Here is a 23,719-nt window from a genome sequence, read left to right on the forward strand (position 1 = left end):
TTCTCCTTCAAGCTATTTTTCTTTTTTTTATAGGTTGCGGTTTTTTAAGATAATATCCCTGTCCATAAATTATACCCAGTTCTAAAACCTTTCTTAAAACAGATTCAGAATGAATATACTCAGCTATTACCTTTATACCAATATCATCAGCAAATGATTTTATTGCTTTAACTATAGCAAGAGAGCGAGAATTTGTGTCTATATCCTTGATAATGCTACCGTCAATCTTAAGGTAGTCAGGTGCAAGTTCTACAAGATGTGAAAAATTAGAATAACCGCTTCCAAAATCGTCTATGGAGATCTTACATCCTATTTCTTTGATATGCTCAATTTTTGTCTTAAATGATTGATAGTCATCAATATCTTCAGATTCTAAAAGTTCAATTGTAAGTCTACCGGCAAGATCTTTATCAAGAACATTTTCAAGATGTTCTATTATGTTATCATCATAAACATCAAGGGCAGACAAATTCATTGATATCCTCATCCATGGGTTTTCTCTAAGAACTTTTGCATTATACTCAATAACTTTCTTGGTAAGGTCAATATGAACATATGTTCGGCGTATTGTGTTTAGAAACTGATATGGATATATAACTTTTCCATCACTGGATATTAACCTGACCAGAGCTTCATACTTGAGAACTTCTCCTGTTTTAAGATTTACTATAGGCTGATACCAGCAAACAATATTATTATTGTCAATGGCTTCTTTTATAACGTAAATCTCCTCATGACTTACTTCCAGAGGCCCTGAATAAATTTCTATTTTGTTTCTACCGTTTTTCTTTGCTCTGTAAAGAGCCATATCAGCCATTTTTATAGCTTCTTCTATACTTCCTTTTTCAACATAAGGTGCTATCCCAATAGACACAGTAACTTTCATACTTATATTTTCATACGTAATAACTTTTTTACAGATTCCGGTTTTTATTCTGGTTGCAAGGCAAAGAACATTATATCTGTAATTCTCAGAATAGGGATTAATTTTGGCAAATAATAAAAATTCCTCTCCACCATATCTTATGAGGATATCCTCTTCTCTAATACAATTTTTAATTCTTTCTGTAACTTCTTTTAGAACATAATCCCCTGCCTCATGACCAAAGCTATCGTTTATCTTTTTGAAATGGTCTATATCAATTACAAATGTGGTATAAAATCCTTTTTTTAGTTTTTCAAGGTTTTCATAGAGATATAGTCTGTTATACGCCCCAGTTAACGGATCTATATACATTTTTTTGACATTTTCCCTGTATTTTACAAACTGAATTAAGGATATGATTATGGATATTACGATAAAGAGGGATATTATCAGGACAAATTCCTGTATTTTGCTTATTATTGCCTGTATTTCCTTAAGTTTTTTTACTGAAAATTCTATAACAGCAATTCCGGCAACCTGATGTTTTATTTTTATGGGTTTTAAAAGAGTTATCCATAAGCCTGTATAATCCGATTGTTTTATAACAACGCTTTTACCATCTTTTAGAATTTTATCCCAGTAGTCACCGTATATATTAAATCCTTCTCTAAATCTGGCTCTATCTTCTTTTGAAAGGTCTATAAGATATCTGAGCTTACCATCTTTGTCTTTATAAAGGAGATAAGCATATTTTACGTCGTCTGTGACTATTACAGAAAACAGCTCTCTTATTCTTTCTCTAAATTTAGGATCAGAGAAAAGTGTTTCAAGGTCTTTATCTTTGGCATTAATCTGGATTGTTCTAATTATTTTATCAAGACTCTGGGCTACTCCTGGAACAACTGCCTCTTTTATTATGCTGTTTTCTATAGTTTTCTTAATCTTAGGTGCTAATATATATATAGACACAAGCAACCCTAGCAATGTTATAAAGAACGGCATATAATCAAATAGTAGCTTTTTGTCCTTCTTTACCACAGGTTCTTTTCCCTCTCCAGATATTTTCTGTATCTGTCCGGTAATCTAATCTTAAACATCTCAAGTCTGTCTTTGACGAAAACTACATTTGGCCGGCCTTTCTTCCAGTAAATAGCCCCTATGGCGTTTTTATATTTCTTTAAGAGATAATATCGCGTTACAATTGCAGGTTTATTACATCGCTTCAACAGTTTTTCGTCTCCGGTAATTAGAATTTGAGCTTTTTTACAGTTATTTACCTGAGAAAGTATTTTAGAATATTTGATGATGTATTTTAAATCTGGAGAAGTAGCTACTTTGACTTTTTTACTTTTTTTTGCAAGGATATGTGCCATTTCAGAAAGGATTTTTGCTTCTACTTTGTGGATTTCTTCTTCATATCCAAAAGCCAATGAAAAAACAAGAAGAAGAAAAAATACACTTCTAAACATTTATTAAAAATCCCTTTCCAGTGTGATTAAAACCCTTCTATCTTCTTGATAAATCTGCACATTTTTGTCATTTAACAAAGGTGTTTTAATTCCTTTACCTAAAAGATTATAACCTTTAATTGCCACTTTCGTATTATCAAGTAGATCTACCTTAAGTCCTGCATTTAGTTCAAACCCTGATTTAATCCACTTTCCATAAAAACCATAACCTTTTCTGTATATGTTTTCCACAAAAGCCGAATAATTTTTTTGTTGCACTCCTATCCTAAATAAACCCCCTTCAGAAGATGCTGTTTTATATTCCCTTTTTTCAGGATAAACTTTAAAATATCCGGCATTTATATAAACTCCATTATTAAAAGCTTTCTGACATTCAACTGACCAGAAGTAGTATCTGAGTTTTTTATTGATATTCACATAGGAATATGTAGAGGGAGAAATCATAATATTATCTTTAATAATAAATGTTCCCCCTGTTATTGTGATTTTACCTACCGGATATATACCTGAATATTCAAATGTAAGCCCCTTGTTTTTCTGTTTTTTTAAGGCTGGATTTGAGCGCACCTCAACAAAAAATGGAGGTGTGTAATATTTAGACAAAAACAGTTTTATGTAATCAGATTTATTTAAGAAATACACAGTTCCAACACGCCATATTAAACCTTCAACATCCCGACCGTATCCCCTTTCTGTATTCTCATATTTAAGACCTGCTATAAATCCAAACTGTGGTTTTAGGTTGTATATATCTTCAATGTAAAATGAGCGATAGCTTTCCCAGTTTTTGTCTTTCAGACTACCGGGGAATAATTGCTGGGTTAATTTGTATCTGGAATACTGAATCTTAATACCGTAAAAAAGTTTATTCCTTTTAGCTCTATTTTCTCCAACAATCTCCGTTCCTGTTTTCATTGAATTTATATGTTGTAAATATGAAACGACAGGTATACGAGGATATCTAATCACAACAGGATTTGCAGGATTCCCCCTTTCGTATTTGTCTACACTCATTTTATCAGCATAAAGCCTAAATTTAAGGTTTAAATCCTGTGAAAGTATTTTTGATATTGAAACATAGCCATGTGAAGCCTGATGATTAGAGTAATCCGGTTTACTCCTTAATGTATCTCCCCTGAAATCCCCTGAGTCCTTTACAACCAGTCCCGTTTCTAAAGACCATTCGTCAAAATAAAATCCTCCGTTTATGTAATAGAACCTATCATCAATTTTTAAATTTTCCGGATATTTCTGGGATTTATAAGTTGTCCGGTTTATAAGTAAAAATGCAGAACTTTCAGAACTCGTTTCCCCTGCAAGATACACAGAAAAAGAATAATCCTTTCTTGTGGAGGTTGATAATCTTACCGTTTTGACATTTTCTAATTCAGGTTTTTTAGTATAAACCTTTATAATCATTCCGGCTGCTTCATTATTAAACTTAAGGGCACTTTCCCCTTGATAAATCTCTATATGGTCTATATGGTCAAGAGGCATATCAGCCCACAAAGAGAGGGGGGTTTTTCTGTAAACACCGCTAATCTCATGATCATTTATAAATAATCTTATTGTTGAGTTTTCAAGGGGATATATAGAAGCATAAGAGAGGGCATTTTCACTATATTGATTTCTTAGTAGAGTAAAATATCTTACATATCTAAGAATATCTGAAAGTTTATAGCCTTGAAGTTTTTGTATATCCTCTCGGGTAAATAGGATCAAATGACCTTCTGTTTCCTGAACTGTTTTTCTGTATAACTGATTAAGTTCCCTGTATTTTTCCAGTAGTTTTTCCAGATTTTCTCCATAAGATACATAACTAAAAATAAAAAAAATTAGCAGTGCTCTTTTTGCCATATATTCAGCAACCTCTCATAATCTTCCGGTCTGTTAATACTCCAGTAAGACCACAGGGAGCCATCCACCTGTTTTAGCTCTTCTTCAGGAACTTCATTTATATTTAGTTCATTTATCCATGCATAAAGGGAATTCTTGCCCTCCTTATATACCTTATCGGCAATATTAAGGGCATCTTTTGTATATAAGGTGTTTAAAAACTGCTTTTTGTTGTTTACCACAGGAATAACAGCATCATATCCTTTTATTTTCTTTGATAAAAAAGGAATTAGTCTCGGGTTAAGCAGTGGAGTGTCACAGGTTGCTATAAAAACAAGCTGGTTTTTGATATACGGTATACAGCTAACAATTCCATTTAATGGGCCTGCATAGGAGTCTTTATCTTTTACAAAAACAGGGTTTATATCCGTGTCTTCCAATTGGGAGATATACAAGCTTTTATCTTTGTTAATGGAAACAATTATCTGTTCAGAGTATATGGCAAGTTTCTCTATTATTATTCTGAAAAAAGTTTTGTCTCCCAGCTTCAAAAATGCTTTATCCCTTCCCATACGTTTGCTCTGGCCACCTGACAAGAGGATAGCCGATATTTTTAATTTTTCTTTTTCTGGCATCTTTCACACAGACCAAAAATTTCTAATCTATGGAATTCAGGCTGGAATTTATATTTTTTGCAAATCTTGTCTTGCAACTCTTCTATTTTGTCTGAATGGAATTCTATTATTTTTCCACAACTTCTACATATCAGGTGGTCATGGTGTTCCTTGAGATTAACTTCATAAATAGTTTTATTTTTGAATTTTATTACTTCTCTCACATAGCCAAGTTCCTTTAATATATCAAGAGTTCTGTATACTGTAGCTCTTGAAACATTTATATTTTTTGACTGTATTTTATGCACTAATTGTTCAATCTCAAAATGACCTTTTGTGTTAAGAATGGCTCTAAAAACTTTTTCCCTCTGGGGAGTATATTTAAGTCCCAGATTTTTTATTGTTTGCTTAAACTCTTTTAAAGCCTGTCTTTTATTCATAATTTACCTCTTATCTGGCCTTCTAAGTTCAAATGTGTTTTCTTTACTTACAAGGCAATAATTTGCCCCTCCAAGTCTACCTATTATCTCTAACTTAGTAGTATCCACATAACCTTTTTCATTTAGTATATCTTCTTTTACATGAACTTTTAATACCTCCCCAAGAATTATTCCCATTTTTCCTATCTGTATAATTTCAAATCTTTTGCATTCAATATTTACAGGAGATTCTTTTACTCTTGGGGCTTTTACAATTGATGATGGGACAGGGGTCAAACCTGCTTTTTCAAACTCATCAACTTCTTTATCAAATGGCAGTGCCGTTATGTTCATTTTCTCCAGAGTATCTTTTGTAACTATGTTAACTACAAATTCTCCTGTATCCTCTATATTCTGCCAGGTATCCTTTTTTTCTTTTGTTTCTTTGCTACCGACAGATATAAGCAGGAGTGGAGGGTCAGATGAAATACCGGCAAAATAACTGAAAGGTGCAAGATTATAAATTCCATCTCTGCTAACCGTAGATACCCATGCTATTGGACGGGGAACTATTATGCTGGTCATTAGTTTGTATATCTGTTTAGGTTCCAAACTTTTTATATCTATTTCCATTTTTATCCTCCTTTTCAGGCTGTAACAACTTTATTTTTACCTGATTTTTTAGCCATATAAAGTGCCGTATCAACCCTTCTTATTATAGATTTTAAGGTATCACTTTTTCTATACATTGTAACTCCTGCACTTATTGTTACCTTTTTAACTTTCGGGAATTTATGTTCTTCTATCTTTTTTCTCAGTTTTTCTGCAACTTTGAAAGCCTCCTCAATACTTTTTACAGGAAGAATTATCATAAATTCTTCACCTCCCCATCTACCGAAAATATCTGATTTTCTTATATTTTCTTTAACTAATCTGGTTATTTTCCTTAAAACCATATCTCCTGTCTGGTGACCATAGGTATCATTTATCTTTTTAAAATTATCAATATCAAACATGATTAGGGCAAAATCTGTTCCGTATCTTTCTGCCCTGCTTATCTCTTCTTCAAGAAATTTTTCAAATGCATATCTATTGTAAATACCGGTAAGTCTGTCTATTGTTGCCAGTTTTCTCAGTTGTCTTTCCAAATTCTTTTTATCTGTTATATCAATAAGACCGCTGATACTGCATCTTTTTCCATCAAGATTAATTTCTTCTGTAATTACTTCAACCCAGAGGATTTTACCTGAAAGGGTTTTTATTCTTAATTCCCTTTTATCACTGTGATTTTTCAATATAGTTCTGTAAATCTGTAGCAGCTCTTTTCGGCTTTCTGGGGGAATAATATCCCTGAGCTGTAAACTATGTAAACTTGTAATCCCAAGCATTTCTTTTAGGGTTTTGTTTATAAAAACCACTTTTCCATCACACTGAACCAGAATTCCTATAGGAACTTTTTCAATAAACTGCTGGAATAAATCTTTTTCAATATTCATAACTATTTTCAATTAGTTTTTGAGAAATAAATATACAGCCCAAATAGGAAAAAGGCCAGTTATACCTGATTTTCCTTGCTTCTTTCGCTTCGGGGATAAAGGATTTTTGCCATTATAATAGAAATCTCATAAAACACAATAAGAGGCATTGCAAGGAATACCTGACTGACCACATCAGGAGGAGTTAAAAGTGCTGCAAGGGTAAAAGCAGCAACAACAAAATATGGGCGGAATTTTGATAATGCTTCAGGAGTAACAAGACCGAGTCTTGCAAGTAGCGAGAGGATAACAGGAAGTTCAAAAGTAATACCAAAAGCCAGAATAAGCCGGACTACAAAAGATATATATGAGCTTACAGATATCATTGCTTCAACATCAAGCTGAGTATAACCGAATGTCAGCAAAAACTTAATTGCCAGCGGTAAAACACCAAAATATGCAAATAATGCTCCTGAAATAAAGAAAACCGTTGTAAAAAATACAAATGGAACAACAAGCTTTTTCTCTTCTTCATAAAGGGCAGGTTCAATAAATTTCCATATCTGATAAAAGACAAAAGGAGAAGCAACCACAAAACCAACGAGGAGCGCTATTTTAAAAGCAGTAAAAAATGATTCTGTAGGTGTAAGGGCAACAAGCTTCAGGTCAGGGAAAACCTTTCTAAGAGGTTCCTTAAACAGTTCAAAGAATATATCAACCTTAACAAATACAACTAATGTTGCTATGATAACTGCTACTAAACTTCTAAACAGCCTTATTCTTAGTTCTGCCAGATGTTCTGTAATAGGTGCTTCAAATTCTTCAGGATTCTTTACTTTCTGGCTCATTTATTTCATTCTCCTGTTTTTTCTTGAATGAGATTTTTTCTCCTTTTAGGCTCTCTTTCAGTTTTTCCTTTTTATCTTCTTCAGTTTCAACCTCAACTTCCTCATTTACACTTGGTGGAATATAATGATGGCTATGTTTTGGTTTTTGAGGTTCTTCAACAATTACTTCCTTTACCTCATCAACTGTAGACCTGATTTCCCTATAAAATCTTCCCAGTGTTTTTGCTACTTCTGGAAGTCTTTTAGGTCCCAGAACAAGTAATGCAACAATAAAAATCAATACAAGCTCAGAAAATCCTATACCAAACATGGTTAGTCTCCGTTCTGATAAATAAATTCAATTATATCTTAAAATAAGGTATTAATACTAAATTCTATTCTGTAAAGACTTTCTCCGGATTTCCTGTCCAGTTTAAATGCCACATCAAGCAGAAATGAACCAACAGGGGTAGGCATATAAACCCCTGTTCCTGCCGTTTTTCTAAATCTACTACCTATCTGGTCAAAATCCTCATAAACATTTCCAACATCAACGAATGTAAATCCAAACAGATTAAAGGAAGGGAATATAGGATATCTAACCTCGTTATTTATAAGGAGTAATGTGTTTCCACCCTGACCGTTCTTACCTGCAATATCCTCGTAACCAAATCCTCTAAAACTGGAAACTCCACCTAAGAAAAATCTCTCTGAAGGTGGAAGCTGGTTATTCTTTTTGAATACATGTCCAAAACTTATTTTTTGAGTCCAGGTTAAAAATGAGTAAGACAGGTAATATCTGCCTGTTGTGTATATCTTGAAGTAATTTATATCTCTGAATTCCTTAGTCAAAGCACCTGTCAGGAAATAGCCCTGACGGGGATTTGTATCAGGTCTTTTATGGTCATCTGTGAAAGCAAACATTATTTTTAATGTTTTAAAGGAATCATCAGGGTAGATATTTTGATTTTTCAGTTTATTTCTCATGTATTGAAGGGATATAGTCTGCTCTACCCATCTATTTGGTTTTCTTTGAGCTTTAAGTTCAAAACCTTGTGTTTCAAGGTCAAATATGCTGTGATACTCGTAGTTTTTCAGATAAGAAAGGAATAGCCCTGTTCTTTTGGGAAGAAGTCTGTTTCCGAAAGTAAATCTGTAATACCAGCCAAGGTCGTTTCTTTCAACATAGGCTGAGGTCTCAAATCCATATTTAAATAGATTTTTTAGGTTAAGGGCAGCCGTTAGCTTAAGCTTTTGCTCAGAGTTATAACCAAAGCTACCCTGAAAAGAGCCCCTTTTATCCTCATGAAGTATATATGCCTTATCCACCTCTTTCCTTTTTTTATCCACCCTTAAGTAAGGATTTATTGCATCAAATAAAGATGTGTAATACATAAAGTCCAGTTCATTATCAAAATCTTTTTTAGAGTAATACTCATCATGGGAAAGATTGTTCATAAGCATTTTAGGGTATAAATGGCGGGTTCCATAGATAAAAGTAATTCCTTGTTTATATCTAACCCCTTTTTTCACATTTATTATCACAGTTGATTCAATAAAACCATCAGACGGTTTCATTTTTACATCAAGAAATGCATCCCCATCAAAGTAACCTTCATCTTTGAGTTTACTTTTTACTTTGTCAAGGAGCACCAGAATTTTATGGGGATCATAGGGCATAGGGAGTTTTATCCTTGGTTTGTAAGAGAAATTCTTAACCTGGATACTTTTAATTACAAATTTTTTACCTTTGTTAAAAGTTATATTTAATAATACGGTCTTGTTTTCTTTTTTGACTTGTTCTTTGATTGAATAATGGACATTCAGATAACCTTCTTTGTAATACTTTTCCTTAAGTTGTTTAAGGAAATCTAAAATTTTCTCTTTTTTATAAAACTGGCCTTTAATTTTTTCAAAGAAATTACTTAATCCTTCTGTATCAGAGTTTATTTTTATTTCGGCAACCTTGTATCTATCCCCTTCATAAATTGAAAAGAATATATCCGTTCTGTTTTCCTCAAAATATTCTTTATACGAAGGAATTACCATAACATCAAGGAAACCATTTTCCCTGTATAGATTTTCAATATTTTTTGTAGATTGGACTATCTGATAATAATTAAAACCATTTTGAGCAAAGGTGAGCTGCTTTTTCAGTTGTTTTTCATTAAAAAATTTATTACCTGAAAAATGTATGTTATATTTCATTCCAAGGTCTGCAAATAAAATAATATCAACTTTATTTCTACCTGAAGGTCTAAAATTTACAAGATTTACAAAAGAGTCATAATAATCATTTTCATAAAGGAATTTTTGGAGTCTATCTAAACCTGCTGTTATGGCAGACAGATTAAACATATCTCCCTTTTCAATACCTATAGCTTTTATCATCTTCTTTTTAAATTCTTCAGAAACAGGCACAGATGTGTATATACGGAAACTGTTTATATCTTTTTCTCCTCCCTCATCTATATCCAGCGTAATATAAACATTTCCCTCCTCATCTATATCTGCTTTTACAGAAACCTGTGCAAATGGAAATCCATTATCCATATAAAACTTTTTTAGCCTTATGTAGATATTATGTAAAATTTTAGGGTCTATAGAGGAACCCTCAATTAAACCAGTGATTGCAAGAATTTCCCTCCGCCAGAATGACCTGTTCCCATGGATTGTTACATCCTTTACATATAGCTTCCTTTTTAGATATACAGTATTACCCTTTACATATATTTTTAAGAAATCATCTGTTTTTTTAAGCAGTTCAACAATTAGATTAATGTCTTTAGTTTTGTTATATATTTCCTGCAGATTGTTATAAGGAAGCGGATAATCAGATACTATTTTCAGCCCCTCCCCATAAGCATATAAGAAAGTTAAAAGGAAAAATATAAAAATCTTCCTCATTAAATCCCCATTTATAGTAGTATCATAAAATTATATACTCGGATAGAGCAGGTTAAGTTATGAAAAAAGCTTTAACAATAGCAGGTTCAGATAATAGTGGTGGTGCAGGAATTCAGGCTGATTTAAAAGTTTTTTCAGCCTTTGGTGTTTATGGAATGTCAGCCATAACAGCTATTACTGTTCAAAATAGTCTTGGTGTGATTAGCACTTATCCTGTTGAACCGGAAATCCTTTATTCCCAAATATCATCTGTAGCTGAAGATATCGGGATTGATGCTGCAAAAACAGGGATGTTAATGAACAAAGAAAATGTTGAGGTTGTTTACAAAACCCAGCAAAAATATAAATTTCCTCTAATCGTTGACACTGTAATAAAATCCAAAAATGGCCGATTTCTCCTTGAAGAAGATGCTATAGAAATGCTCATTAAAAAAATAATACCCATAAGCCTGATAATCACACCTAACAAAGATGAAGCAGAAGTAATAACCGGAAAAGAAATATCCTCTATAGAAGATATGAAAAGGGCAGCTATAGAAATTAAAAAAATGGGAGTAGATATAGTCATAATAAAAGGTGGACATCTTCCACAGGATAAGACAGTTACAGATGTTGTTTTACATGAAGATGAGTTTATTTTCCTTACCTATCCTTTTGTTGATACAAAAAACACCCATGGAACAGGTTGCACTTTTTCAGCAGCAATAACGGCTTTAATAGCAAAAGGTGTAAAGCCTCTAAAAGCCATACGAATAGCCAGAGCCTATGTGCAGGGAGCTATAGAGAACTCCCTGAAAACAGGCCAAGGCACAGGTAGTTTAAACCATTTCTGGACAGTGATGTGAATATATTAAATGCTATATTCCCTGCAAAATGTGTTCTGTGTAATGAATTGTTTGTTTATAAAACTCAAAATCTTTTTTGTGAAAATTGTTTAAAACGAATTAAAAAAGAAGACCTTAAATACTGCCACAGCTGCGGTAAAAAAACAGAAAACTGTCAGGAATGCTTCAAACAAAGGAAATTTAATGATATTCAGGTTTTCAAATCAAAAGACAAAGCAATAACAGAAATTATTTATCAGTTAAAAATAAATGGCTACAGGAATTTAGCTTTAGAAATTGCAGAAATTATAAAGGAAGATATCACAAGCTATGTAAAAACAAATAAAATAGATATTATTACCTATGTGCCTGTTGACAAAGAAACTCAAAAAGAAAGGGAGTTTAATCATCTTGAGGAAATCCTGAGATATATATTCCCAAAATATCTAATTGTTCCCCTCATTGAAAAAATAAGAAAGACACCACTGCAAATGGAACTTACAGCAGAGGAAAGATGGAAAAATCTAAAAGGTGTATTTAAACTGAAAAACCATGATATAAAAGACAAAAATATTCTTATTTTTGATGATATCCTGACAACAGGAGCAACTATGTTGAATATGTATAGAGCTATTAAAAAAGGACGTCCCAAAAGAATTTATGGTTATGTAATTGCAAGATAGTTAACTTTTTTCTCTAACCTCGCTGTCCATCAGAACAGCAATCCATCTGGTTTCCTCTTTAAGTTCAAAAGCCATTTTTGCTATTATGGTGAGAGGAATTGATAAAAACATTCCAACTGTTCCCAGAACCCATCCCCAAAATACCAAAGAAAGAAGAACAATCAATGGGGAAAGTCCTACACCTTTACCCATAAGCTTAGGTTCAATAATATTTCCTATAACCATATTTATCATGATATACCAGATAGCAACCACTACAGCCTGCCATACACCACAATCTATAAGAGCAATAATAACAGGTGGAATTGCCGCAATAATAGAACCAATTGTAGGTATATAGTTTAATAAAAATGTAAGTATCCCCCAAAGAAGCGCAAAATCAACACCTAAAACCGCAAGAACAATCCATGCCAGAAATCCTGTTAAAAACGACATTATGGTTTTTATTTTCATATACTCAATAACACTATCAAAAAACTGGTCAACAAGTTTATGTGTATCTTTCCCTTTTGCTATTACCTTCAGTTTTCTTGAAAAAATATCACTTTCAAGCAAAATAAATGCCGCCAGAATAAGAATAAATGCTGCATTTGCCAGAATATTCCCAAAGCTAAGTAAAGAATTGGAAATAAACTGGAATATAAAAGAAGGATTCAAAAATTTGAGCTTTATAGAAGGGGGATTTGGAATCCCTGCTTTTTCAAAAATTACGCTTCCATATTCTATATAGTGGCTTAGCTTTTGCTGATACAGTCCCAAATTTTCTTTGAACTCATTTACAGAACTAACCACCGTCAAAGCAAGAATATAAACAAAAAATAGATTTATAAGTAGAACAAGGGTGAGGGATAGCCATTCGGGGAATTTTTTATTAAAAAACTTAAAAAGGGGCAAAAACATAATAGCAAAGAAAAAAGCCAGAAGAAACTGGACGACCATATCTTGAGCCGCTTTTAGCCCGGCTATGATAATAACTATAGAAGCAAGGGATACTAAAGCAATAGGTATTTTGTATTTTTCCATAAAATCCTTTTTTCTTAAATAATAACAATTTAAAAGAATTATAAGCAAGTATTATTTCAGTAACCACCTTCAATAGCAGCCATAAACACCGCATAAATAATGCTAATAATTATTGCTATACCAAATAAAATGAAAAGATTAGCAATGCTGGTGCCCCCTTTACCTGCTAATATAATTCTCGGATCAGTATTTAGGTATTTACTCTGGACAATAGCCTTTTGAACTTCTTCATTCACTTTTTTGTAATATATATAGTTTCCATATATACCGGATAAAATTGATACTATCAATCCAACAAGAGGAATAATACTAAGAACCATTACCAGAACACCATATCCAAGCATTTTTCTGTATGCAAACCATAATGGAGTAAAGAAAAAAGCAGGCCAATTCCAGCTGGCCTTTTTATCAAGAGTTCTAAATTCAACAAATTTTGGTATGTAATAATCTAATTTTGTTTGGACATAAGCACTCCATAACTCTATGTCTTGTGCCAACTGTGGACTTGTTTCTATTAAGTTTTTTAATATATAGTTTTGTTGAAAATTTACAGGTATATTCTGATAATTACTTGAAACTTGCTGATTTTTAGAATTATCTATTTCCTCTGATTGATTTTGGTGAATATCTTGATTTTGTGGATTTTCCATCCCTGAATTCCTAACTTCTCCTAAATTAAAACCACAATTTAGGCAAAATTTCGCATTTTCAGGATTTTCTGTTTTACATTGAGGACAGATTATATTCGCCATAAAGAGAAATCCCTCCATTTTTCATTTTTTATATTTTACACAATTATTTCCAGTGTATTTTCATTCCACAACTGGTGCAGTAATTTTGTCCGAAATTTAATCTACTTTTACAATTTCCACAAAAATATTTCAATTGAATTTTATTTTCTTTTTCTACCCAATATGTAGATTTCCCACAGTTTATACAATACTGTGCTTTAGCAGGAAATAAACCATTACAATATTTACAGCTTATAAAGTAATTCAAATTATTAAATGGAGATATTCTCAACAGAAAACTAACTTTTTTCATAAGTAAAATTATAGTAACTAATATCACAGCCGCTGCCCCTATAGAACCTATTTCTCCAAGAAAAGCAAAAAAATCATAAAGCCCATGTAAAAAGGCAGCCACAAAAAATCCTTTTATGACATCACTTTTTCTTGCAGGATTCTGCTTGTAAAGCCCAAGAGCAATTCCCCAATAAGATGCGAATAATATATGAACAGGAGAAGTTAAAATCCTAACCCATGTTATAAATATCCCTTCTACAAATCCAGCTTTAAACCCATAATAGATATAAAGTAAATCCTCTACAAAAGCAAAACCAGCAGCTGTTGCTGAAGCATAAATTAAACCATCAATAGGTTCATTAATCTGTTTAAAAGCATAAAATCTAACTGGAATAAGCTTTACAAACTCTTCTACAATCCCTACTACTACCACAAGATAAAGAAAAAATAAAAGCAAATTACTATTAAAGGGATTTTGTATAACATCATCTATAGATAAACCAAAAAACTCCAGTCCTAATTCTTCAAAAAAACTTGCAATTAAAGTAAGAAAAGCACCAAATACGAATGTAATTAAAAGTAGATGAAACGGTTCCTGTTCATATTTATCTAATTTCCAAAAGTAATAAACCCACCCTAAGCAAGCAAGCATAGAGATAAAAAATGAAATTACGATAAATAAGTTCATAAAAATCCTCAAAATGTTACCAGAAATCTACAGAATATAATAACTTACAAATATGGATTTTGTTTGAAATTTAATGAGGCTAAAAAATCTTTTTCATGGCGGAGAGGGAGGGATTTGAACCCTCGGAGCGGGGAAAACCCGCTCAACTCCTTAGCAGGGAGCCGCCTTCGACCGCTCGGCCACCTCTCCTTCCGAGGAGATTATATTATATCTCAGTAGACTTTTTTTTCAAATTTTTATCTTAGAAAAATCAGGAAATAAAGAATTCCAATTATTATTCTGTAAATCCCAAATGGAATAAATGTATGATTTTTAATAAATCCAAGTAATAGTTTTATGGAAATCACTGCAAATATAAAAGCCGTTATAAAACCTGTTATCAACGTTATCCAGTTATTCAGTTGAAATACCTGATAGTTTTTATACACATCATATCCTGTTGCCACAAACATTGTAGGAACAGCCAGCAAAAATGAAAATTCTGCTGCAACTTTACGATCTAAGCCAAGAAGTAAACCTCCTATAATAGAAGCTCCCGACCTTGAAGTTCCCGGTATCATAGCAAAAGATTGGAAAACTCCGATTAAAAAAGCCTTTGGATATGACACATCCTCAAGGGATTTTATTGGATAGTCCTTATTTCTGTGTAGATACTCAATAATAATGAATATAATCCCTCCAATAACAAGCATCACAGAAACTATATACGGGCTAAAAAGGGATTTTATCAGTTTATAAAGTAAAAATCCCAGAGCACCTGTCGGTATAAATGCTACTATCAGCTTTTTCCACAGCTCTATATCCCTAAAAAGTCTGTCCTTATACAAAAACACAACCGCAAGGATTGATCCAAGCTGAATAGCCACTTCAAATGTCTTATGGGCTGCTGTTTGCTTTATGCCAAGTAGATGAGATACCAGTATCAAATGTCCTGTGGAGGAAATTGGAAGAAATTCTGTAAGACCTTCAACAATACCTAAGATAATACTTTCTACAACAGTCAATCTATTCTCCTTTTTTCTTTTATTTTATCAAGACAGCATTTCCTCTGTTAATCTGTAGTTTAAAGCTTCTACTATATGTTTAGTTTTTACATTTTTTGAAGCCTCAAGGTCAGCAATGGTTCGGCTAACCTTTAGTATCCTGTGGAAGCCCCTTGCAGTTATTCCGTATTTTTTGGCAGCAAGTCTAAGGGTATTTTCTGCCTCATCTTCTAAAATAACAAATTTTTCAATCATAGATGGGCTCATCTCACTGTTAAAGTTTACAGGCAGCTCTTTAAATCTTTTTTTCTGTATATCAACAGCCTTTAAAACCCTTTCTCTGATTTGCTGCGAACTTTCTCCTGCTGACATTTTAGATAATTCTTCAGGCGGAACTGAATTGACCCAGGTTATCATATCAATCCTGTCAACGATGGGCCCCGATAGCTTATTCCTGTATCTTCTTATCTCTGCAGGCGTGCATCTGCACTCTCTAATAGGGTCATTTTTATATCCACAGGGGCAAGGATTAGCAGCTGCAAGAAGCTGGAATTTTGCAGGGAATTTGTATCTGCCGCTGGCACGGGATATGACGACTTCCCTGTCCTCCATAGGTTGACGGAGAACTTCAAGGGAAGAGCGTTTAAATTCTGGAAATTCATCTAAAAATAAAACACCATTATGGGCAAGGGATACCTCTCCAGGCTTTGGAATACTTCCTCCACCTATTAATGCCACATCAGAAATTGTATGATGGGGGTTCCTATAGGGCCTGTTTTTGACTATATATCCATCAAGTATTCCGGCCACGCTGTGTATCTTTGTTGTTTCTATTGCCTCCTCAAAGCTCATAGGGGGCAGTATAGAAGGAAAAGCTTTTGCCATCATAGATTTTCCAGAACCGGGAGAACCAATCATAAGAAGGTTATGAAATCCTGCAGCTGCAATTTCCAGTGCCCTTTTTACAGCATACTGTCCCTTGATTTCTGAAAAATCCGGATATCCTGAATAATCTGTGAACGTTCCCTCAATATCCGGTTTCACAGGCTTTTTATTAATATCCCCTGTTAAAAATCCAATTATCTCCTTTAGATGTTGAAACCCATAAACCTCAAGCTCTGATATCAGTGATGCTTCAGGGGCATTTTCCTCAGGAAGTATCAGTTTTTTGACACCTATCTGTTTAAGCCCATAAGCTATAGGTAGAACTCCTTTTATTTTCCTGATTGAACCATCAAGGGCAAGTTCTCCAATAAAAGCTGTATTTTCAATTGAATTTGGAGAAAAAATCCCTGCAAGATTTAATATTCCAATTGCAACAGGCAGGTCATAAAGTGTTCCCTGCTTTTGAATATCAGCAGGAGCCAGATTAACCGTTATTTTCCTTAAAGGAAAAGAAAATCCGCTGTTTATTATTGCTGATTTTACCCTTTCTTTACTTTCCTTAACAGCTGTATCAGGAAGACCTACAATTATAAATTGTGGAAGTCCCTGGGATATATTTACTTCTACTTCCACCTTAAATCCATCAATACCAATAAATCCCCCGCTCGTTATATTTGTAAGCATAATCCCTCCCTGAATTTATATTCCTATAAATTTTAGCAGATATGATTTTGGTTCTAATCGGCAAAGGCAAAATGGAATAAACTTTCAAAAAAGCTTAAAAGGAGAGATAACAATGCCAAATAGACTAATAAACGAAAAAAGCCCATATCTCAGGCAGCATGCATATAACCCTGTGGACTGGTATCCATGGGGAGAAGAAGCCTTTGAAAAGGCCAAAAAAGAGGACAAACCCATATTCCTGTCAATAGGCTATTCCACATGCCACTGGTGTCATGTTATGGAAAAGGAAAGTTTTGAGGATGAAGAAATAGCAGAAATCCTTAACAAATATTTTGTTTCTATAAAGGTTGACAGAGAAGAACGCCCAGATGTTGATAGTATCTATATGAATGTCTGTATGATGATGACAGGTAGAGGCGGCTGGCCTTTAACAATTTTTATGACCCCTGATAAAAAACCTTTTTATGCAGGAACATATTTTCCAAAAGAAGGTTCTCATACAAGAATAGGACTAAAAGAACTACTGCTAAATATTGCAAAGCTATGGCAAGAAGACAGAACAAAACTACTGGAAAGGGCTGACAAAATCTTAAATCATCTAAAAGAATATTCTAAAACTACTTCCGAAGACATAGTTCCACCAAATATATCAGAAATCTTATATGAAACCTTGAAAGATATGTTTGACCCATACTACGGTGGATTTGGAAGAAGACCTAAATTCCCTGTTCCCCATAATCTTATGTTTTTAATGAGATACTACTCCAAAACAAAGCTACAAAGTGCCATTGATATGATAAAGCATACCCTTACAGAAATGAGACTTGGAGGAATTTATGACCATATCGGTTATGGCTTACATAGATACTCAACAGATGAAAGGTGGTTTCTGCCCCATTTTGAAAAAATGTTATACGACCAGGCAATGCTTATGATTGCATATACAGAAGCTTTCCAGATAACAGGAGAAAAGCTATATAAAGAAACTGTCCAGCAGATAGCAGAATATCTCCAGAGGGATATGCTTTCACCAGAAGGCGGCTTTTACTCAGCTGAGGATGCAGACAGTGAAGGAGAAGAAGGAAAATTTTATGTTTGGAGTTATGAGGAAATAGAAAAAATAATCGGAAAAGAGGATATAAAACTGTTTGAAAAAGTTTTTAATATCACACCTGAGGGAAACTACCGTGAGGAGCACACAGGAAGATTAACAGGGAAGAATATTCTTTATTTGAAAAAAACTATTCCAGAACTGGCTAAGGAGTTAGGAATATCTGAAAATCAGCTTAAGGAAAAAATTATCATATGGAGGGAAAAATTATTTACCGAAAGGGAAAAAAGGGTTCATCCATTAAAGGATACCAAAATACTGACTGACTGGAATGGTCTTATTATTGCGGCACTTTCAAAGGCGTCTGTTATAGACCCTGAATATGCACAGCTGGCCAAAAATGTAGCAGATTTTGTTTTAAAAACAATGAAAAAATCAGATGGAACACTTCTCCACAGATATAAGGATGGCGAAGCTGAGATTGATGGCTTTTTATCTGATTATGCCTTTTTGGTATGGGGATTAATAGAGCTTTATCAGGCTACAGCTGAAGAAAAATATCTAATAGAAGCTATAAACCTGACAGAAACAATGATTAAGCATTTCTGGGATGAAAAAGGCGGATTTTTTGACACTCCTGACTTTGGGGAAAATCTGATTGTCAAGCCAAAGGAAAGTTATGATGGGGCAATTCCGTCCGGAAACTCAGTTGCAGTTTATAACCTGTATAGGCTGTTTAGAATGACAGGGGATTTCAGATACAGGGATTATGCAGACAAAACCATAGAAGCCTTTTCTTCAAAAATAAAATCAATTCCGGCAGGATACAGTATGATGATACTGGGATATGACTTTGGAAATAATAAAGGCAAGGATATCGTTATTGCAGGAAAGGATTATAAAGAGGTTTTAGAAAAAATAAATCAAAAATTCATGCCTTACAGCTCTGTCCTTGTGAAAAAAGGAGATATTTTAGATGAAAAGATACCATTTTTAAAACAGCTGCCTGTAGATGATAAACCTGCTGTTTATATATGTGAGGACTTTACCTGTGGACTACCTATCACAGATATATCCCAGTTAGACGAAAAATTAGGGTAGTTAAATCGGTTAATAAAGACTTATAATAAAGAAATAAAAACCTATTCACAGGTGGAAATTTGCTTAAGATACTGCTGATTGTTATTTTGATGTCTTATTTTGTGTCGTCTATAGGTTTTTGGGTTTATTTATTTACCAAAAAAGATACTGGAAAAAAGTTTGGGTTTAGTTTTTATGGAATAGCATTTTTATTGCAGCTGCTATACATAGGAATAAAAGATATACAGGCAAAAAGTTTTGCACTGGCAACCCAGCAGGAACTTCCATTTTTTCTCGCATTTTTAATCGGTGCTGTTTTTCTGGGACTTTCTTTTAAATACAAAACACAGCTAAGGGATTTTGGTTCATTGTTTGCACCTATAAATGTTTTCTTAGTGGCTCTTACTCTACCTCATTATGAAAAAGTAGAAATTGGCTACAAAAATATATGGTTCTATGCCCATGTGATTTTTTCAATGGTTGCTTATGCTTTAATCATAGCCGGTGCAGTGGTTGCAGCGGTTTATATTCTTACCCAAAGAGATTTAAAAAGGAAAAAACTGGATTCATTTCTGGTTTCCAAATTTTCTTCATCTCTGGTTTTACTTCAGGATATTGAATACAAAACAAATGTTGCTGCATTTATAATGCTGTCCCTTGCCTTAATTGCCTCTTCTGTCTGGTCAAGTGTGTATTTGGGAAAACACTGGATTTGGGATATTAAGCAGATAGCACTATCTTTATTATGGGTTTATTATGGATTTTTAATTCATATTATGGTTATAAAACATGAAAAAGGGAAAAAAGCCTCCTATCTGACTGTTGCAGGAGGCATTATGGCATTTATTATCTACTGGTTCATAAAACACCCTAACTATTAGTTTTTAAGAATTCTGATACTTTAAAAATAGGGAAAAACTCAAAACCTTCCTTTTTAATATTTTCTGCTCCACCTTCTTCTCTATCAACAATAGCTATAATACCCATTATCTCCAGACCAAAGTCCCTTGCAACTTTTGCTGCTTTAAGTGAAGAACCTGCTGTTGTTACAACATCTTCCACTATAAAAACCTTTTCTCCCGGTTGAACATTTCCCTCAATCTGTTTTCCTGTTCCGTGTCCTTTAGGCTCTTTTCTAACGACAAATGGTTTTATAGGCTGTTTATTCAGATAAGAAACAAGTGCCGTTGCATAAGATATAGGGTCAGCCCCAAGTGTCAGTCCTCCTATTGCATCAGGGGATTTATCCTTTATCATTTCAAAAATCAGATTTCCTATTATGTATCCGCCTTCAGGATCAAGGGTTATTGTCCTTAAGTCCATATAATATGTGCTCATTTTACCTGAAGAGAGTTTAAATATTGGCTTATCTGCAACCTTTAATGCCCTTTCTAATATCATCTGTTTAAGCTTCTCCCTGTAATCCAATTTCTAATCCTCCGGTTTCATATTGTAGTCATTGTTAAAATTAGTAAGATACCTATTATAGATATAAATATTGATAATGCTAAATAAATTTGTTTGTCTTTTTCAATCTGACCTTTTTCCAAATTTGATATCCATCTTGTATAATAAAAGTATGTATAAATAGCCAAAAAAACTCCTGCCAGTATAATTACAATCCCCAGATATGCATAAAAATTAAGGTAACTTTCATGAATAAGTTTTACTTTAAAATTATTTTTAACTTCTATTGAAACCAAATGAAGGAATAGTTCAAATTTCTCAACAACGAAACCCAGCACAATCAAAGAGATAGATGTGCTAAATAATGCAGTAGTTGCTCTCTCAACCGCCATTAAATCTTTAGGATCTATCTTTGGTTTTTTCTCCTCCATTTTTATATATCCATTTTTATTTTTTTCCTGACTCTGTAAACGTCATTCAGATTTATGTCTGCCTGTATTAAGCCTTCTTCTTCGTCTATAAATGCCAGCGTTTCTCCCCATGGGTCGTAAATCCCTGAACTTCCTGCATACTCAATATTTCCAATTTTACCTGTGGTATTACTGACTATAACAAAAGACTGGTCTTCAATTGCCCTTGCTTTTGAAAGCACTTCAAGATGGTATTTTCTCGGCTTTCCCCATTGGGCAGGAACAAGGATTATTTCTGCACCTTTTTTTCTTAAAGTGTATGAGATATTAGGAAATCTAAGTTCAAAGCAAATCATTATCCCAAGATTTCCATTTGAGCTTTCTGCCACATCAAAATTTTTTCCAGCTTTGAAATATTTGTGTTCCCCTGTTGGTCTAAATAGTTTAACTTTTGCCTGTTTGTAAACAATTTCCCCGTTATCTATAACAAATGCCTTGTTATAAATGGCATTTCTGGATTTTTCCGGAAGTGTGCCTGCAATAACCAAGTGCTTTTTATGGGACATTTCTTTTAAATATTTATGTATAGCAGGAGTTTCTTTTGCATGCCTTTCAAGATTTTCATTATCAAAACCACAGCTAAACATTTCAGGAAGTAGCACAAGGGAGTTTTTTTCAACTTTGTCTATATAGGAAAATATTTTCTCCAGATTTTTTTCTGTATTTCCCAGCTCCAGATTAACCTGCAAAGAATAAACAAGCATTATATACCTCTTAGTTTGGTTTGCAGATAAAGAATTTTATCATAAGATATTCTGTATGAGATTTTTACTGATAGGACTTTTGGTATATTTTCGAGGTTCTTGTGAATAATATTTATAAAAAGAAATCTTTAGAAAGGTTAGAAACGGCAAAATGGCAAATAGAAACAAAAATTACATCAACTTTGGGTTCTACACTATACTTTGCATTATTTAATTTTATGCAATCAGTTCTCGGAAAGCCTCCTGAAAATAAATGGAAACATATAGGAATAAACAAACACTTTTCTAAATATTGCAAAGATAATAACTTAACAGATAATCTATACTTTGAGGAACATATACAAAACATATGAAAGACTATATATTTATAGAATAAAATCAGATTATACCAACGAAGTTTATACCAATGAAGAAATAAAAGAGTTAAAAATTATTTTTGAGTTTTTGAACGAGGTAATAAGAAAATGGCAAAGTTAAAAGAAATAGAAACAATAGCTAATTATCTGTCCCAAATAAAAAATATTGAAGGTATAGAAAATATAGAAATAACAAATATTCCTGAGGATGTAGACGCAGATATAGGCATAAAAATAAGATTAGAAAAAGGATACTCATGGCAAGAAGTCTTAAATCAGTTAAATGACATAGAATGGGAGCTGTATGAAAGAGAAGGAGAACTTTTATCAGTATATAAAGAATTTACTTAATAAAGACTTGTTTTGTATTAAGCTCTTACTAATTATTGGATTTTTTATTTTTATTACTGGTTGTGAGAATTTTTATTCAAAGGTTTATGACAAAAGCATAAAAGAAAAAAATATCCATTGCGTAAGAATTTCTTATCAAAACCCTTTTATAAAAACCAAAATCATAAAAGCATTTAAAGAAGAAGGAATAAAAGTTCAGGATAACTGTCCTTATACTATAAATGTAAAAGCCAAATTCCTCTCACAATGCACATCTCCACAGGCAAAATCCATCGGTGCTGATTTTGATGGCTTTATGAGATTTGACCTTTTAGAAAAAGGAAAACTGGTTTATAGATGCCAGATGGACTGGAAAGGAAAGTTTTCAGAAGACAGGGTCAAAGATTTAATCAAAAAGATGAAAGAAGATATCGGGTTTAAATAAGTAGTTGTCTTGCAAAATTTCCCTTTAAGAAGTAATGTATATATACATCATAAGCGAGGTAAAGTATGAAAAGAACTCAAATTTATTTAGATGAAGAAATTTATAAATATTTAAAGGCAGAAAGTAAAAGAACAGGTAAAAGTTTATCTGAAATAATAAGAGAAAAATTAAGAACAGATCTAAAAAAATCAAAAGAAAATCTATTGAAAGCAATAGAAGAAACTGCAGGTATCTGGCAATATAAAACTGATAATGTTGAGGAAGCCCTCAGGAATCTAAGGAAAGGTAAAAGAATTGATAGTATTTGATACGGATGTTTTAATCTGGATTTTGAGGGGAAATCCAGAAGTTATTGAAAAAGCTAAACAAATCATAGAAGATACCAATGGATACGTGTATATAACACCTGTTCAAATTGCAGAAATATATGCCGGTGCAAGAAAAAAAGAAATTCCAAAAATACAAAAGCTTTTAAATAGTTTTAAACTTATAGAAATAAATAGTGAGATAGGAAAAGTAGCAGGAGAATTTATGAATAAATATAGGAAATCTCACAATGTTGAGCTTGCAGATAGTTTAATAGCTGCCTGTTGCACAGTCTATAATTTTAAACTTTGGACTTTCAATAAAAAGCATTATCCTATGATTAAAAACAATTTAATTTAACTT

26 protein-coding genes and 1 tRNA gene are annotated in these 23,719 nt (G+C 33.0%); 8 read left to right on the plus strand and 19 right to left on the minus strand.

What is annotated here, in order from left to right; genetic code table 11:
* Window positions 1-7: 7 nt before the first annotated feature.
* The 10 genes from MVE07_RS03935 to MVE07_RS03980 are packed head-to-tail and all read right to left on the minus strand — an operon-like array spanning window position 8 to window position 10,412.
* Window positions 8-1,903: a bifunctional diguanylate cyclase/phosphodiesterase gene (locus MVE07_RS03935; protein ID WP_297454276.1), complete on the minus strand. Its 1,896-nt coding sequence runs from the start codon at window positions 1,901-1,903 to the stop codon at window positions 8-10.
* Window positions 1,897-2,334, minus strand: coding sequence for a hypothetical protein (locus tag MVE07_RS03940; RefSeq protein WP_297454279.1), 438 nt, complete (start codon window positions 2,332-2,334; stop codon window positions 1,897-1,899). The genes MVE07_RS03935 and MVE07_RS03940 overlap by 7 nt, the downstream gene beginning before the upstream one ends.
* Before the next feature lie 3 nt (window positions 2,335-2,337).
* Window positions 2,338-4,191, minus strand: a complete 1,854-nt coding sequence (locus MVE07_RS03945) for a TonB-dependent receptor plug domain-containing protein (RefSeq protein ID WP_297454281.1) — start codon at window positions 4,189-4,191, stop codon at window positions 2,338-2,340.
* On the minus strand, window positions 4,170-4,805 hold the full coding sequence (locus MVE07_RS03950) for a molybdenum cofactor guanylyltransferase (RefSeq protein WP_297454284.1): 636 nt from the start codon (window positions 4,803-4,805) through the stop codon (window positions 4,170-4,172). The genes MVE07_RS03945 and MVE07_RS03950 overlap by 22 nt, the downstream gene beginning before the upstream one ends.
* Complete coding sequence (locus MVE07_RS03955; RefSeq protein ID WP_297454287.1) at window positions 4,784-5,224, minus strand: Fur family transcriptional regulator; 441 nt, start codon at window positions 5,222-5,224, stop codon at window positions 4,784-4,786. The genes MVE07_RS03950 and MVE07_RS03955 overlap by 22 nt, the downstream gene beginning before the upstream one ends.
* Before the next feature lie 3 nt (window positions 5,225-5,227).
* The gene (locus tag MVE07_RS03960; protein ID WP_297454290.1) at window positions 5,228-5,836 is read right to left on the minus strand and encodes a flavin reductase family protein; all 609 of its coding nucleotides are present in this window, start codon (window positions 5,834-5,836) and stop codon (window positions 5,228-5,230) included.
* A gap of 14 nt (window positions 5,837-5,850) precedes the next feature.
* The gene (locus tag MVE07_RS03965; protein ID WP_297454293.1) at window positions 5,851-6,711 is read right to left on the minus strand and encodes a sensor domain-containing diguanylate cyclase; all 861 of its coding nucleotides are present in this window, start codon (window positions 6,709-6,711) and stop codon (window positions 5,851-5,853) included.
* 47 nt (window positions 6,712-6,758) lie between these two features.
* Window positions 6,759-7,526, minus strand: a complete 768-nt coding sequence (gene tatC, locus MVE07_RS03970) for a twin-arginine translocase subunit TatC (RefSeq protein ID WP_008289504.1) — start codon at window positions 7,524-7,526, stop codon at window positions 6,759-6,761.
* A complete protein-coding gene (gene tatB, locus MVE07_RS03975) occupies window positions 7,501-7,836 on the minus strand; it encodes a Sec-independent protein translocase protein TatB (protein WP_008289503.1) in 336 nt (111 codons plus the stop codon). Before tatB ends, tatC begins: the two co-directional genes overlap by 26 nt.
* A 38-nt stretch (window positions 7,837-7,874) precedes the next feature.
* Entirely contained in the window at window positions 7,875-10,412 is a 2,538-nt protein-coding gene (locus MVE07_RS03980; protein ID WP_297454302.1) for a POTRA domain-containing protein, read from the minus strand.
* A gap of 59 nt (window positions 10,413-10,471) precedes the next feature.
* On the opposite strand from MVE07_RS03980, the gene thiD reads away from it, so the two are divergent.
* Both thiD and MVE07_RS03990 read left to right on the plus strand, forming a co-directional pair.
* Complete coding sequence (thiD, locus tag MVE07_RS03985) at window positions 10,472-11,257, plus strand: bifunctional hydroxymethylpyrimidine kinase/phosphomethylpyrimidine kinase (RefSeq protein WP_297454305.1); 786 nt, start codon at window positions 10,472-10,474, stop codon at window positions 11,255-11,257.
* Entirely contained in the window at window positions 11,254-11,919 is a 666-nt protein-coding gene (locus MVE07_RS03990) for a phosphoribosyltransferase family protein (RefSeq protein ID WP_297454308.1), read from the plus strand. The genes thiD and MVE07_RS03990 overlap by 4 nt, the downstream gene beginning before the upstream one ends.
* Here MVE07_RS03990 and MVE07_RS03995 read toward each other — a convergent pair whose 3' ends face one another.
* From MVE07_RS03995 to MVE07_RS04020, 6 genes are all read right to left on the minus strand, one after another.
* A complete protein-coding gene (locus MVE07_RS03995) occupies window positions 11,920-12,942 on the minus strand; it encodes an AI-2E family transporter (protein WP_297454311.1) in 1,023 nt (340 codons plus the stop codon).
* Window positions 12,943-12,998: 56 nt separating this feature from the next.
* Window positions 12,999-13,694 carry a zinc-ribbon domain-containing protein gene (locus tag MVE07_RS04000; protein WP_297454313.1) on the minus strand — a complete coding sequence of 232 codons (696 nt, stop codon included), beginning with the start codon at window positions 13,692-13,694 and terminating at the stop codon, window positions 12,999-13,001.
* Window positions 13,695-13,737: 43 nt separating this feature from the next.
* The gene (locus tag MVE07_RS04005; protein WP_297454315.1) at window positions 13,738-14,655 is read right to left on the minus strand and encodes a PrsW family glutamic-type intramembrane protease; all 918 of its coding nucleotides are present in this window, start codon (window positions 14,653-14,655) and stop codon (window positions 13,738-13,740) included.
* A 96-nt stretch (window positions 14,656-14,751) separates the two neighbouring features.
* Window positions 14,752-14,844 (minus strand) — tRNA-Ser (locus MVE07_RS04010).
* A 47-nt stretch (window positions 14,845-14,891) separates the two neighbouring features.
* Window positions 14,892-15,659: an undecaprenyl-diphosphate phosphatase gene (locus MVE07_RS04015; RefSeq protein WP_297454317.1), complete on the minus strand. Its 768-nt coding sequence runs from the start codon at window positions 15,657-15,659 to the stop codon at window positions 14,892-14,894.
* A 27-nt stretch (window positions 15,660-15,686) separates the two neighbouring features.
* Complete coding sequence (locus MVE07_RS04020) at window positions 15,687-17,207, minus strand: YifB family Mg chelatase-like AAA ATPase (protein ID WP_297454319.1); 1,521 nt, start codon at window positions 17,205-17,207, stop codon at window positions 15,687-15,689.
* 112 nt (window positions 17,208-17,319) lie between these two features.
* Between MVE07_RS04020 and MVE07_RS04025 the strand changes: the two genes are divergently transcribed.
* Window positions 17,320-19,359 carry a thioredoxin domain-containing protein gene (locus MVE07_RS04025; protein ID WP_297454322.1) on the plus strand — a complete coding sequence of 680 codons (2,040 nt, stop codon included), beginning with the start codon at window positions 17,320-17,322 and terminating at the stop codon, window positions 19,357-19,359.
* A 59-nt stretch (window positions 19,360-19,418) separates the two neighbouring features.
* Window positions 19,419-20,219: a cytochrome c biogenesis protein CcsA gene (ccsA, locus tag MVE07_RS04030; protein ID WP_297454325.1), complete on the plus strand. Its 801-nt coding sequence runs from the start codon at window positions 19,419-19,421 to the stop codon at window positions 20,217-20,219.
* On the opposite strand, the gene pyrE is transcribed toward ccsA, so the two are convergent.
* Genes pyrE through MVE07_RS04045 form a run of 3 tightly spaced genes read right to left on the minus strand, consistent with a single transcriptional unit; the run spans window position 20,209 to window position 21,919 of the window.
* On the minus strand, window positions 20,209-20,766 hold the full coding sequence (gene pyrE / locus MVE07_RS04035; protein WP_297454328.1) for an orotate phosphoribosyltransferase: 558 nt from the start codon (window positions 20,764-20,766) through the stop codon (window positions 20,209-20,211). The two genes, ccsA and pyrE, sit on opposite strands and share 11 nt — an antisense overlap.
* Window positions 20,767-20,783: 17 nt before the next feature.
* On the minus strand, window positions 20,784-21,176 hold the full coding sequence (locus tag MVE07_RS04040) for a DUF202 domain-containing protein (RefSeq protein WP_297454331.1): 393 nt from the start codon (window positions 21,174-21,176) through the stop codon (window positions 20,784-20,786).
* Between the two features lie 2 nt (window positions 21,177-21,178).
* A complete protein-coding gene (locus tag MVE07_RS04045) occupies window positions 21,179-21,919 on the minus strand; it encodes a nitrilase-related carbon-nitrogen hydrolase (protein ID WP_297454333.1) in 741 nt (246 codons plus the stop codon).
* Window positions 21,920-22,383: 464 nt separating this feature from the next.
* Here MVE07_RS04045 and MVE07_RS04050 point away from each other — a divergent pair, with 464 nt between their 5' ends.
* From MVE07_RS04050 to MVE07_RS04065, 4 genes are all read left to right on the plus strand, one after another.
* Window positions 22,384-22,626: a hypothetical protein gene (locus MVE07_RS04050; protein WP_297454335.1), complete on the plus strand. Its 243-nt coding sequence runs from the start codon at window positions 22,384-22,386 to the stop codon at window positions 22,624-22,626.
* Window positions 22,580-23,050, plus strand: coding sequence for a hypothetical protein (locus tag MVE07_RS04055; protein ID WP_297454338.1), 471 nt, complete (start codon window positions 22,580-22,582; stop codon window positions 23,048-23,050). Before MVE07_RS04050 ends, MVE07_RS04055 begins: the two co-directional genes overlap by 47 nt.
* A 65-nt stretch (window positions 23,051-23,115) precedes the next feature.
* Window positions 23,116-23,358, plus strand: coding sequence for a ribbon-helix-helix protein, CopG family (locus MVE07_RS04060; protein WP_297454341.1), 243 nt, complete (start codon window positions 23,116-23,118; stop codon window positions 23,356-23,358).
* Window positions 23,345-23,716 carry a type II toxin-antitoxin system VapC family toxin gene (locus tag MVE07_RS04065; protein ID WP_297454344.1) on the plus strand — a complete coding sequence of 124 codons (372 nt, stop codon included), beginning with the start codon at window positions 23,345-23,347 and terminating at the stop codon, window positions 23,714-23,716. The genes MVE07_RS04060 and MVE07_RS04065 overlap by 14 nt, the downstream gene beginning before the upstream one ends.
* The last annotated feature ends 3 nt before the right edge of the window (window positions 23,717-23,719 follow it).

This window comes from Persephonella sp., assembly GCF_027023985.1.
GTDB lineage: Bacteria > Aquificota > Aquificia > Aquificales > Hydrogenothermaceae > Persephonella_A.